At 34.7% G+C, this 13,144-nt stretch carries 9 protein-coding genes; 5 read left to right on the top strand and 4 right to left on the bottom strand.

The features are described 5' to 3' along the window. Window positions 1–118: 118 nt before the first annotated feature. Window positions 119–5,746, bottom strand: coding sequence for a C1 family peptidase (locus ACKI44_RS02005; protein WP_407421048.1), 5,628 nt, complete (start codon window positions 5,744–5,746; stop codon window positions 119–121). A 130-nt stretch (window positions 5,747–5,876) separates the two neighbouring features. Between ACKI44_RS02005 and ACKI44_RS02000 the strand changes: the two genes are divergently transcribed. The 3 genes from ACKI44_RS02000 to ACKI44_RS01990 are packed head-to-tail and all read left to right on the top strand — an operon-like array spanning window position 5,877 to window position 8,425. Beyond that, window positions 5,877–7,325: an RtcB family protein gene (locus tag ACKI44_RS02000; protein WP_407421046.1), complete on the top strand. Its 1,449-nt coding sequence runs from the start codon at window positions 5,877–5,879 to the stop codon at window positions 7,323–7,325. Between the two features lie 7 nt (window positions 7,326–7,332). After that, window positions 7,333–8,088 carry an S-methyl-5'-thioadenosine phosphorylase gene (mtnP, locus tag ACKI44_RS01995; RefSeq protein WP_407421044.1) on the top strand — a complete coding sequence of 252 codons (756 nt, stop codon included), beginning with the start codon at window positions 7,333–7,335 and terminating at the stop codon, window positions 8,086–8,088. Between the two features lie 13 nt (window positions 8,089–8,101). Then, on the top strand, window positions 8,102–8,425 hold the full coding sequence (locus ACKI44_RS01990; protein WP_407421042.1) for a NifB/NifX family molybdenum-iron cluster-binding protein: 324 nt from the start codon (window positions 8,102–8,104) through the stop codon (window positions 8,423–8,425). Here the strand turns inward: ACKI44_RS01990 and ACKI44_RS01985 are convergent. From ACKI44_RS01985 to ACKI44_RS01975, 3 genes are read right to left on the bottom strand one after another with little or no spacing between them, the layout of a single operon-like run. After that, window positions 8,422–9,795, bottom strand: a complete 1,374-nt coding sequence (locus tag ACKI44_RS01985) for a glutamate--cysteine ligase (RefSeq protein ID WP_407421040.1) — start codon at window positions 9,793–9,795, stop codon at window positions 8,422–8,424. The genes ACKI44_RS01990 and ACKI44_RS01985 overlap by 4 nt on opposite strands. Beyond that, complete coding sequence (locus tag ACKI44_RS01980) at window positions 9,796–11,178, bottom strand: hypothetical protein (protein WP_407421038.1); 1,383 nt, start codon at window positions 11,176–11,178, stop codon at window positions 9,796–9,798. Continuing rightward, window positions 11,162–11,962: a class II glutamine amidotransferase gene (locus tag ACKI44_RS01975; RefSeq protein WP_407421036.1), complete on the bottom strand. Its 801-nt coding sequence runs from the start codon at window positions 11,960–11,962 to the stop codon at window positions 11,162–11,164. Before ACKI44_RS01975 ends, ACKI44_RS01980 begins: the two co-directional genes overlap by 17 nt. A 126-nt stretch (window positions 11,963–12,088) precedes the next feature. On the opposite strand from ACKI44_RS01975, the gene ACKI44_RS01970 reads away from it, so the two are divergent. Next, window positions 12,089–12,787, top strand: coding sequence for a hypothetical protein (locus ACKI44_RS01970; protein WP_407421034.1), 699 nt, complete (start codon window positions 12,089–12,091; stop codon window positions 12,785–12,787). Then, window positions 12,788–12,931, top strand: coding sequence for a hypothetical protein (locus ACKI44_RS01965; RefSeq protein ID WP_407421032.1), 144 nt, complete (start codon window positions 12,788–12,790; stop codon window positions 12,929–12,931). The last annotated feature ends 213 nt before the right edge of the window (window positions 12,932–13,144 follow it).

Here is a 13,144-nt window from a genome sequence, read left to right as displayed (position 1 = left end):
CGTTGGTTTTGATTTTAAAAACAACAGGATTAAAGCAATGCTGAATTAAAACTAAAAGAATATGCAACGAAATCAATAGAAAAAACAACTAAAAAAAAATAAAAAAGGATTAAATATATTAATCCTTGATTGTAATGGTGTTTGAAATTCTCAATCTGTCATACTCGGAGGTTATGATGTATTTTCCGGCCATCAGGTTGATGTTCAGTTTAGCTATTCCTTCAGAATCACTTGTACGGGTATAGAATACTCCATTGATGTTGAAGGTTACTTTTGCATTGGCTAAAGGTTTGCCCTGGCCGTCCAATACGCTTACCATGAATTTTGAGCCGTCCCTGTATTTCATTTCAAGGTCGGTTGCGTTTAGAGTTGGTAAAACTGTGATGTTGTATGACATCATGAGTCCTGTTAATGGGTCAATTGCGGTTAGGATGTATTCGCCTGGTTCTAAGTTGATGTTTAACTTGGCGGTTCCGTTTTCATTGGTTAATCTATCATAGAAAACACCATTAATATTCATTGTAATGTTTTTACCAGTTACTGCATTACCTTCGCCGTCGATTAATGAAATGTAGAATTGGGATGCGTTTCTGTAGTATTTAACCAGGTTTTCTGCTATTAACGTAGGCAGTACTGTAATTGTGTTTTCAACTGTTGTGCCGTTGAATGTTGTTTTGATTGCGTAGTTGCCTGGTCCTAAGTTAATGGTCATTTTTGCAGTTCCGTTTTCGTTACTGGTTCTTGTGTAATTCACGCCATTGATTTCAAAGGTTACGGTTTCATTGGCCACGCCGATATTTGCATCGAATTGTGAATCGTTTTTATAGATTTTAACCAAATCGTGGGTGTAAATAGCTAGAGGTAATGTATAGACTTTCAAAACAGCAATTACGCCTTCGCTGTAGGAATCCATCCAAGGGGTTCCGTCGATAGAAACAAATGAAATATTGCTGGTATAATGTGTTCTCATAGTGTCAAGCCTCATGAATGGTATATTTTTTGTGGTTATTACTGCTTTGAAGACATCACCTTCTTTTACCGGTATGTATTCATTTAATTTGATGGTGTGGTAGCCCATATAGGGGGTCACTCCATTTTGAGTTAGTTTTAATTCATCGTTTACATAGATTTCAACAGTATAGTTGTCATCGCCTTCCTGGAAGAATGTTCCGACTCCGGCAATCAAATCATCGTCCAATGCTTCAAACACATTCATATAGCTTACAGTTTCTGCACCCGGTAAGAAACCGCCATCCCATGTCACCACATATTGATAGTTTTTATTGTATGGAACAGTATTTTCAAGAATTACTGCAGTAGCATGTCCATTCAATTCATCAGGACCACATTGTACGAATGATTGGTCGTAATATGAAACATATAAATATCCATTTTCTCCCCACTCAGGGCCCCAGCTGTTTTTGACAATCCATGCACCGTCACCAGGAGGGGTAGCCAAGAACTTTTCTTTTGGGAAATTGTCATCCCATCCCACAACTGTAACAGCATGATTTTGCTTTGTAGGCACATCAACATATTGTGCATATGTTTCAGTATTATAATACAGGCTTACTTCATCGTATTGGGATTGTCCATAATAATTGACATTTATAGAGCCATATTTCATGATTGCCTCTTTAAGTTTTGTACCGTTAGGCACTTCATCATTAGCTATGAATATCACATCTTGAACATGAATGTCTTGAGTGGTTGTGATTACTGGTGAAATTTTCCCCATTTCATCATATGAATCCAAATCTTGTGTAAATGCTCCGAGCCAACTCAACAGGTAACTTGCTGCAACAGTGTTTAATCCACCTTCAACTAAATCCAAATCCCCATAAATAGAATATTTTATCACGGTGTCTTGCATGTTGTTTTCTGAAAGATCAATTCTGAGACCTGTGGCTTTTAATAATGCAGATTCTAAGGCACCTGTCATTCCGAATGTCCAGCAGGAACCCATCCAACCTTGAGCCCTAACTGGTGAAACCCATCCCCAGTCACGTGAATCGTATCTGGATGGAAGAGTAGTGACATTGATAGTGTTGTTAATCAAGGTTAACTGCATGCCTTGCCCAACCATTATTGTTGCATAAAATGTATTGTTGGTTGAGATGTTGTTGTCATTGATGAAAATGTTTGTTTCATCTATAATGGCTTGTTTATCGAAAACTGAATAAATAGGATTTGTATTGTTTTCAAATATTGAATTGCTAATGGTGTATGAAGAATCATATGCATAAATCGCAGCACCTGCACTTGCATTGTTATTGAAGAATTTGGATTCGGAAATGTTATAGCTGCCCATATCCAACAATATTGCACCGCCATAGGTTGGATAACCTTCAATAACATCAACACTGTTTGAATCAAATGTACAGTTATTAACTGCACCGTTTACATATGAAAGATATACTGAACCTCCATTATATCTTGCATGGCCGTTTATGAATTCTGTATTGTTTAGGAATAAATCTCCACCCAATTGAAGTAATGCTCCACCAAAGTCAGAATAGGTATCCTTAAAGACAGTATCAATTATTGTTAGATAACCACCCTCACCCTCTCCGGCAATATCTGCATAAACAGCACCTGCATTTTTAGATGATGTAGTGTTTATAAATTCACAATTTTTGATATATATCTCACCACCAAATCTAACGCCTATTGCACCAGCAGTAATATCGCCTCTCAAATTATAGAATTTAGAATTGATTATTGAAGTTTTAGTATTTCTAAGATACAATGCCGGTGAATAAGAAGAACTAGTATTGGCAAAAGTAGCATTTTCTATATTAATTACAGAATGCCTCAAAGCAGCAATTTGAGAATACTTATTGAAAATTTTTGAACTCACTTCCGCATTGTAAAGATTCAATTTGCCTTTTTCCACATATATTGCGGAACCTGCTTCAGCATAATTATCAGTGAAATCCGTATTGTCACAGTTAAGAGTTACATTACCGTAAAGCCCTACAGCTCCCCCTTCTGTTTTCGCATAGTTGTTTATGAAAGTAACGTTGTTCAATGTCAATGACCCTCTAGCATAGATTGCTCCGCCTTTTTGAGCATTACCGTTGATTAAAACCAAATCCTTTAATGTAATGTTGTTTGCAGTAATGTTGAATATTCTTGATAGGTTTTTTGCGTCAAGTATGTGGCCGTTACCGTTAAGGACAAAATTATCCTTGTTGATTAAAACTCCAGTATTATTATCAGTTTCATTGTAGAATGAATAATCGTCGTCCAGAGTCAAATATTGGCCTGATGCATTTATAAGTCTTTCCAATTCTGTAAATGTATTTGTTGTATTGGTTTTGTTTGAATCTGCAACGGTGTATACTTTTAAACATGTAATGTAACCTAAGTCATAAGAATCTTTCATAGGTTCTCCGTCGAAGGATATGTATGAGAGATTTTGACTGTAATGTGACCTGACAAAAGTTAAGTTAACGGTTGGTGCAGTTTTTGAAGTTATTACTGCTTTGAAAACATCACCTTCTTTAATTGCTATGTATTCATCTAACTTGATTGTTTGGTAACCGTAGTATGGTGATACTCCAGTTTGGGTCAATTTCAATTCGTCATTCACATAAATTTCAACTGTATAATCCATGCCTTTCTTATCGAAGTATGTTCCGACAGCTGCAATTGAATCATCATCCAATGCTTCAAATACATTCATATAACTTACATTCTGATTGCCTGATTGGAAATCACCTTCCCATATGAGAGCATATTGGTAGTTTTTATTGTATGGTTCAGTATTTTCAATTATTATTGAAGTAGCGTAAGTTGTCACGTCTACAGATTTTAGTAATGTCTTATCGTAATATGAAATATAGAAGAATCCATTCTCTCCCCATTCTGTACCATAACTGTTTTTGACAATCCATGCACCGTTTCCAGGAGGTGTGATTAAGAAGTTGCTTGCATCATAATTATCGTCCCATCCTATAATTGAAACAGCATGAGTTGCTTGTATAGATTCATTAACATAATGTGCATGGGTTTCTGGATTATAGTAATGATTTACTTCATTAATTGAGGCCTGCCCGTAGAAGGACACGTCTATTGAACCGTATTTCAAGATTGCCAATTTGAGCTGTGTGCCGTTTGGTATTTCATTGTTAGGTGTGAACATCACATCCTGAATGTGGATATCATTTTGGGTTGTGATTACTGGTGAAATTTTTCCAACTTCATCATAGGTATCAGCATCCTGTGTGAATGCTCCAAGCCAGCTTAACAAATAACCGGTGGAAATACAGTTGGCTCCACCTTCCACAATTTTAGTGCTTCCATAAATTGAATATTTCAGCATGGTATTTTGCATGTTGTTTTCTGAAAAATCAGTTGCGATGTTTGCAGCTTTCAGTAATGCAGATTCCAGGCTGCCTGTCATTCCGAATGTCCAGCAGGCACCCATCCCTGCTTGATTTTTAACGGATGAAACCCATCCCCAATCACGTAAATCAAAGCGTGCCGGAAGAGCTTCCACATTAATTGTATTGTTAATGAGTTCAAGTTTCATGCTGTTCCCGTTTACAACAGACTGGTAATTGGTATCATTTAAAATCAGGATATCTTCGTTATACTCATTATCTTTTAATAAAATCTTTTCACCGAATACACAGTGAACAGCTTCTAGGTTTTTTTCAAATTCATTGGCGATTATACTCATATTGCTGTCATAAGCATAAATTGCATTTTTCGTATTGTTTGTAAATGTTGAAGAAATTGATGTAAAGTCTGCCATATCGCAGTAAATTGCCCCTCCATTAAATAAATAGTCATAATTTATTTTATTGGAGTTAAATGACGTGTTTTCAAGATAAATGTTTGTATGTGAGGTATATATTGCTCCACCGTCATATTCGGCGGTATTATTTATGAAAGTAGAATTCATTATTGTCAAATTACTCATTAATTGGACTAAAGCGCCACCAAACTCCCCATTTGAATTAATAAACGTTGAGTTTACAATAAGTGTGCCTTCGCTTTCTTCAGCCAGGTCGAAGTCGATATATACCGCACCAGCGTTTTTATTTGCAGTAGCGTTTATAAATGTACAGTTAATTATTTTTATTTCATTTGCTTCTCTTAGCCCTATTGCTCCGGCAGTTTCATTGGCATGTAAATTTTCAAAAACAGAGTTAATGATGCTGATAAAATTTCCTTGAGAGTATATTGCTGCAGCGTAGGCGGATGCTGAATTGGCAAATGTTGAATTGAAAATGGCAATATCTTTTAGGCAATAAACATTTCCTCCCCATTTGGCAATATTGTCAGTGAATGCTGAATTGCTTATAACTATTGGGTTCATGCTAAATATCGCTCCTCCTTCAGCTCCATAGTTATGTTTGAAAGTCACATTGTTTAAAGTAACTGAACCTAATGAAAATATTGATCCGCCCGGATTTTTATCCCCATTTCCATTAATTAAATTGATGTTTGAAATCGTGACATTATCTGAGAGAATACTAAAAATTCTGGCCTGATTTGATCCGTCAATTGTGTAACCGTTCCCATTAATCACATAATTGCTTTTATTTATTAAAATTCCGGCATCAAGTTCAAAATCTGTTTCATCATCGTAGACGTAATCCTGTGTTATTTCAATGCTGTCTGTGCTTGAATCAATTTCTTCCTGAAGTGATGTAAAGTTTCCTTCAGCCGAAACAGCACTGATTGAGATGAATAACACAAGCAAAATTAGAAATATTTTAATTTCTTTCATCATTTTTTCTCCAAATCAATTGATATGTATATTATATTTTAAAAAAAGTTTATATTATTTTTTGATAATTTCGTAGAAAAATTATTTAATCAATTAAATTAAAATATTAAAACATAATAAACTCGTGATTTTTATGGCTATCAAAGATGAAATTAAAAAGATTAGAGATAATGTTTATGAAGTTCCGGGAAGCTATAACAAGAAGATGAGGGCTTCCGGAAGATTATATATTGACGATGAAAGTTTTGAGGCGCTTGAAGAAGGCGCCGTCCAGCAGATAGTTAATGTTGCATGTTTGCCTGGAGTATTCAGATATTCCATTGCCATGCCGGACATTCATTTCGGATACGGTTTTCCAATAGGCGGTGTTGGCGCATTCAACATGAGAAACGGTGTCGTATCCCCTGGTGGTGTCGGTTTTGACATTAACTGTGGTGTCAGATTAATCAAATCCAATTTACGCCAAGAAGACGTCGAAGGTCACTTGGATGAACTTGTAGATGCTTTATTTAAAAACGTTCCTTCTGGTGTCGGATCTAAAGGAAAAGTAAAACTCTCCAAAGAAGACATTAACAACGTACTGGATTACGGTGCAGAATGGGCTGTTGAAAACGGCTACGGATGGGAAGAAGACTTGGAAGTTTTAGAAGAAAACGGTAGAATCAAAGCCGCAGATTCATCTGAAGTCAGTGATAAGGCTAAAAAAAGAGGAATTCCACAATTAGGTTCTCTAGGTTCAGGTAATCACTTTTTGGAAATTCAAGTCGTCGATGAAGTCTACAATGAAGAAGTGGCTAAAGTTTACGGTCTTGAAAAAGGAATGATTGTAATTATGGTTCACACAGGATCTCGTGGATGCGGACACCAGGTATGTTCAGACTATTTAAGGTTAATGGATAAAGCTTATAAAAACTATAAAATTGATATTGCAGACAGGCAACTTGCATGTGCACCGCTTGATTCTAAAGAAGCACAAAGCTACTTAAAAGCAATGTATGCTGCAGCCAATTATGCATGGGCCAACAGGCAAATGATTACTCACTGGATTCGTGAATCCTTTGAAGACGTCTTAGGAAAATCCGCACGTGACATGGACATGCAGATTGTTTACGATGTGGCTCACAACATTGCAAAAGAGGAAACTCATGACTTTAATGGAAGGGAAGTTGATGTTTTGGTTCACAGAAAAGGAGCAACCCGTGCATTCGGTCCTGGCCGTGAAGAAGTTCCATTGAAATATCGTGAAGTCGGTCAGCCTGTATTGATTCCGGGAACTATGGGAACAGCATCCTATGTGCTTCATGGAACACAAACCGCAATGGAAGAGACATTCGGTTCAACCGCACATGGTGCAGGAAGGGTCTTGTCACGTTCACAGGCTAAAAAAGACTATAATCCCGATGATATCGTAAATAATATGGAAAGCAATGGTATTAAAATCAAAGCCACATCCAAAAATGTTATTGCAGAAGAAGCACCTGGCGCATATAAGGATGTTGACAGCGTAGTTCGCGTATCTGACTCAACAGGTATTGCAAAACTCGTCTGTAAAGTAAAACCATTAGCTGTTACAAAAGGATAGTACTAACATGATTGGAATAATCGGCGGAAGCGGAGTTTATGAAATAACTTCCAAAGCAGACAATGTGGAAAAAAAGATAGTCAATACAGAGTACGGGGATGTGGAAGTATCTATTTTAGATATCTTTGAAAAAAAGGTTGCATTTATCCCAAGACATGCCTCAGGCCATAGCATTCCTCCACATAAAATCAATTTCAGGGCAAATATCGATGCATTAAAAAATGTTGGAGTGACACAGATAATAGCAACAAATTCTGTGGGGTCAATGAATTTGGAAATGCCTCCAGGGTCATTTGTCATTCCTGACGATTTTCTGGATTTTTCTGAAAACCGCGAAAAGACATTTTATGAAGACAAGGTTGTTCATATTGACGTTACAGAACCTTATTGTCCGCACTTAAGAGATATTCTGGCAAAATCAGGTGACGTGATTTTAGGAGGAACCTATGTCTGTACACAGGGACCAAGATTTGAAACTCCTGCTGAAATAAAGATGTTTAAAATGCTTGGCGGAGATTTGGTTGGAATGACAGGACTTCCTGAAGTAACTCTCGCTCGTGAAAGGGAAATGTGTTACAATTCAATTTGTATAGTTTCCAATTATGCATCAGGAATATCTGAAAGTGAGCTGACCATAGATGAAGTTTTTGAAATGGTTAAGGAACTTGAAAACGATTTACTCGAATTAATTTATAATTTCATTAAAAATTCTGAAGAAAAGGATTGCACTTGCAATCATGCACTTGACGGTGCTGAAGTTTAAAATGGTGATATAAATGAAAATAGCTGTTGTATCTACAAACGGGCAGGATGTTGATTTACATTTGGGAAAAGGTTACTCATTATATGTCTATGAGTATGAAGATGATGATTTGACTTTCACAGAACACAGGGAAGTTGACATTGACATGGAAAGCCAACATCAGGGAAGTAAAGTCATAAAAGCGTGTGAAGACTGTGATGTTATCATTGCAGCCCAATATGGTTTTAAATCAAAAGTTAAAGCAGACCAGCTGAACATAAAACTGGTCATGGATGAAGGATCTGTTGATGAAGTACTGAAACGCTACATCGATCATTATAACTTTATGAAAAATTAGGCTTGCTCATTTAGAGCAAGTTTTCTGTATTTTTTCATGTCATTTATTTTTGTATTCTTATTTTTGTGCTTGTTTTTTAAAGACAAATCCACAATGGTGTTGACGTATCCCTGTTTTTCAATCAGTTTGGAAAGCCTTTTGGCATATGTAACATTAGGTTTTTCAAGTCTTAATGTCATCAAATCAAGCATGTCGTGGTAATAGATTCCCAATTCATCAACCATGTGGTGCATTTCATTTATTAATTCCAAACCCCATTCTTTCAAGGTTATCTCTTCACCATCTCGAATAAGTCTCATTTTATCATCAAATGCTCTTTCTGCACTTAATTCTTCATTGATTAAAGCTTCTTCCTGCCAGTTTTCATAGTCACTTTCATTTTTAACCAGCATATAAATTATAAATAGGTGTAAAAATTGCATATCTCTTTTTGTAATGCCGCATCTATAGAATGGATTAATGTCAAGAGTTCTAATTTCAACATATTCTATTCCTGTCTCTTTTAAGGAATTTAATAAATCCTTTGGATTTTTTGGTTTTAATCTTATTTGTGTGTAAAGCTCTTTTGCTTCAGACAAATCTCCAGATTTGATATATGATGTAATGTCTTGTGTAAACTCTTCAACACTATTATAACTTGGGTATAATTTCTTTAAGTTTTTATAGCCACAGGATCCGTTTCTAAGCGAAGCCCCTTTTGTTGAATAATAATTGCCATATTCATCTTTTTTATCCATTAAATTAATACAATCCTCAGTAAATGTCTCATGACAGCTTATGGAACTGCCTGTCAGATAAATTACCAGCCAGCAATATCTGATGAAGTTTCTGGATATCTTCAGGTATACTTTATTTTTAAACTCTTCAAAAGTACCTTCTTTTTCAATGGAATATAATTTCTTTAATGTTTCATCAGCAAATGAAAAATTAAAGTGAATGCCTGAAATCATCTGTTTTTTAAGACCGTATTTTTCAGCCAGTTTTATACGGTATTCTTCTGATTTTCGCCCTTCTTCATCATCACCGTAATGTGCAATAGGTATCTCATTTTCTTCAGGCAGAATACATGGAAGCGAATGGAACCAGAAATATTCATGTTCGGGTAAAGCTTCATTAACCATATCCGACAATGAACAGAATGTTGAAAATGCTTCATCAATATTATTGAATGTAGGACTTATTATTTCGATTTGACTTTCTGAAAAATCTGTTGTAATGATAGGATTTGCTATTTTATCGCCAAAGATTTTTGGATGTGGAGTTAATGATAATTCTCCTTTTGAATGGACACGCAATGTTTCTCTTTCAATTCCAAATGAACCGCATAATATTTCATCTTTTGTTAATTTTTTCAAATGTGAAAAATCCATTCATACGCCCCCATATTCTTTAATAACTTTTTCAATATCTGTTCCACTATTTAATGATTTTATAATATCTTTTCCAGGATTTGTGTGGTTTTTCACACGATTAAATAATGTTTTAAGAAAGATTTCTTCACCTGCTCCTCTTTCAACCAGCCCTTCTTTTGCAATATCTAGAGTATTGTTTGTCAGTGAACATAATTCTTTTTTATTGATAAATGTTGGAAGTTCGTCCTGAATTAATAATTTCCTAAGTTCACTTGCAGTATATCCTTTATGATATATTACTCTGTCATTTGATATTAATTCATTCAATTCGTCAATTTTATCTTTAAGGCCTAAATGAAATGCTGCCACACTCATGGTATCCCTGATTGGTTGAGTGCATACGCTTCTGAATTCCAATGTTCCTCTGAATGTTAAATTAATAAATTTGAATGCTCTTAAGTAATCGATATCATCAATTTCAGGTTTTATTTTTATCTGTTCATATTTGTCATTTTTATATATTTCGCCAGTAATATGACTATTTTGGAAGTAATCCATCACATTCATTGATTCGAAATTAATATATGCCCCATTACGCATTACGCAGTATATATTCAATGTTTCAAGATAGTTTAAAATATCATCTACGCTTTCAAAATCAACATCATACATTCCGATGTTGTGGGGATTTATCCCATGAGTACTGTATTCCCATAATGCATCCCTATAACAGGTAACATGTTTGTTTTCATCCATAAGGACAGAATTTGAAAATAATAAAGCTTTTATTGGCTCTATTTTAGTAAATGTATTAATTGTTTTTACTAAATCATCATGATGGACATCCAGCTGCACCTGTGAAGCACTGGAAAACATTCCATAGCCCGGATAATTGTGAAAATGCATTGGTATGTCATTATATTTGTTGAATGATTTCAAATGATGATAAAGCATTAAATATCTTTCGGAAGGAATTGGGATTTCTCTATTGTATCTGCGATAAGGATTAATTCCCATTCCGGTTAAGGTATAGTCATATTTTTCAAATTCCTCTTTCACATAAGAATAATATGTAATAAACCGATCATTTATTGTAAATAAGTCTTTTTCACGGCCCATTGCAAATTCTATATTGTTGTAAGAACAGTCATAGCATACAATATCGGAATTTTTGGGATTTTTCAGTGAAAAAGTATTTCCATCATAATCTATTCCGTTAGGAGAAAAATCATTGAATTCCTTTTGAAAGTTGCCGGTGATTTTGTGAACGATATCGAAGTCAACAGGTTCTTTATTTAAATTGATAATTGGAACTTCTATTTCTATTCCTATAAAGTTTTTCTTTTGCTTTGTAGGTTCAATGAATTCCTTATATAACTTATCTCTAATTATCTTCTCCATTTTTTTCACCTAATGACTCAATGAATTCGTTAATGTAAGCTAATTGCTCTTCAGTTTGTATATATTCATTTGAATGTTCTTCACTTTCAAGAATTATTTCACCATTGTGCAAACAGAATAATTTGTTTATTTCTGCAGGTTTCCAATTTTCATCATCGGTTACTGGTGTTGTAGCAATTAATATTCCCTCTTCATTTTTAAGGTAGTATAGGGAATTTTGCATGTTGGAATGTATGTACATTACTTCTCCATCAAATATCATTAGATTTAACTTGTTGTTGAATGACAGATCTTCTATTAAGTGTTTTAATAGTCTAAATCGTTCGAATGGAGTAGATTTACAGCCTTTTTTAGATTCAAATTCGTTCACTTTATCGATAATATATAATAATATTCTCTCAGAGTCGGTATCTCCATTTTCAATTTCCTTATATTCGTCTAATTGTGGATAATCAAAGATTGTTCCATTATGGATTAATACCCAACTCCTATTATTATCATCTATTTTTGTAAATGGATGACAATTTGGTGATATAATTTCTCCTATTGTTGCGAGTCTTATATGTGCAAATATGTTATTTCCAATTACTGGGTGTGACAATATGCTTTTTAAATGTTCGCTGCATGATGCTTTTACCGGTTCTTTTGTTATTTCAAAGTTGTCATCGTGCATGTTTGCAAGTCCCCAGCCATGCGGATGTTCTTCACTATGGTTATAAAAACATTTTAGACATTCATTTACTTCTTTTGGCTTATCTGAATTAAAACAAAATATTTCACACATATAATTTACCTCCCCATTTTATTAAAATATTATTTCAATAACAATTGTTATATTTTTCATGGTATATAAATCTGATTGTAGGAATATCAAAAATATTTATTTAAGAAAAATCATAACTTTATTATTATGTCAAATATTGATTACTTTAACTTTGAAAACAAGGATTTAGATTTCCCGGTTTATGATAAAAATCCTCACATCCCAAAAAGAGGCTGGGTTGTATTATTGATTGCCATGTTTGCAGGATTCATGATGCAGGGATTGACAGGCAATGAAATGATTGATGCTATATTGTTCTGTTTTATCGTTCTTATTCCTTTATTATATTATTTGAAATGGGATTACAGGGCATTATTTCAAAAACCAAAAGCAAAAGAAGTTGGACTTGCAGTGGCCCTTTTTATCGGATATATTATTTATTCATTAATTGTGGGTTCTGCTTTGGATTACTTTTCCTTAACGGGAACATCAACTATTGAGGGAGTTACTCTTACATTTGCAAGCATTCCGCCATTGCTCTTTTCATTAATGGGTGAGGAATTGATTAAGCTTATTCCGTTCCTGTTCTTTTTAAGACTATTCTTTAAATTCAGCAATAACCGTAAATTGTCAATTGTTGCAGCAATGACTCTGGTAATGGTATTTTTTGCAATGTTGCATCTGATGGATCTTAGATCACTGCTTTCCGTTTTGCTGATACAGGGTTTAGGTTCAATATTTGAGTTTTATGGTTACATTAAAACAAAAAATGTGTTCATATCTTATACTACTCATTTGTTAACGGATGTGTTTATTTTTACCCTTGTAATCATGGGGGTGGCTTAAATGAAAAAAATATTATTTGTGCTATTGCTTGTGGCTCTTCTGGCTTTAGGAATTTCTGCTAACTTTGCAGCAGACTCACTAACCAATACGACAGATTTAACATTTTTGTGCAAGAATTCTCCGGCTTCTGCAAGCCGGAGATGAATTGCACTTTAAAGGCATTATCATATTATTTTTTTAGAGTTACTTATTTTTTTTAGTTCAATGGGGGTGTTAGTTAGATAGGATTGGATGATTGCTCATCCGCACCCTCTGTGGAACCGTACGTGTCCGTTTCCGAACATACGGCTCGAGCAGAACTTTATCCGAAAGTTCAACTATATTATTCATCGATTCATAAAGTAGTCCTCTTTACTT

The sequence above is a fragment of the Methanobrevibacter sp. genome (assembly GCF_045646205.1).
Lineage (GTDB): Archaea > Methanobacteriota > Methanobacteria > Methanobacteriales > Methanobacteriaceae > Methanocatella.
The sequence above is the reverse complement of the archived record's forward strand: the minus strand, read 5'-3'. Positions and strand labels throughout refer to the sequence as shown.

What these genes read in the sequence shown, in the direction of transcription:
- ACKI44_RS02000 (WP_407421046.1), top strand. Translation starts at nt 5,877, where the DNA reads ATGGCTATCAAAGATGAAATTAAAAAGATTAGAGATAATGTTTATGAA.
- ACKI44_RS01970 (WP_407421034.1), top strand. Translation starts at nt 12,089, where the DNA reads ATGTCAAATATTGATTACTTTAACTTTGAAAACAAGGATTTAGATTTC.
- ACKI44_RS01985 (WP_407421040.1), bottom strand. Translation starts at nt 9,795, where the DNA reads ATGGATTTTTCACATTTGAAAAAATTAACAAAAGATGAAATATTATGC.
- ACKI44_RS01980 (WP_407421038.1), bottom strand. Translation starts at nt 11,178, where the DNA reads ATGGAGAAGATAATTAGAGATAAGTTATATAAGGAATTCATTGAACCT.
- mtnP (WP_407421044.1), top strand. Translation starts at nt 7,333, where the DNA reads ATGATTGGAATAATCGGCGGAAGCGGAGTTTATGAAATAACTTCCAAA.
- ACKI44_RS01975 (WP_407421036.1), bottom strand. Translation starts at nt 11,962, where the DNA reads ATGTGTGAAATATTTTGTTTTAATTCAGATAAGCCAAAAGAAGTAAAT.
- ACKI44_RS01965 (WP_407421032.1), top strand. Translation starts at nt 12,788, where the DNA reads ATGAAAAAAATATTATTTGTGCTATTGCTTGTGGCTCTTCTGGCTTTA.
- ACKI44_RS02005 (WP_407421048.1), bottom strand. Translation starts at nt 5,746, where the DNA reads ATGATGAAAGAAATTAAAATATTTCTAATTTTGCTTGTGTTATTCATC.
- ACKI44_RS01990 (WP_407421042.1), top strand. Translation starts at nt 8,102, where the DNA reads ATGAAAATAGCTGTTGTATCTACAAACGGGCAGGATGTTGATTTACAT.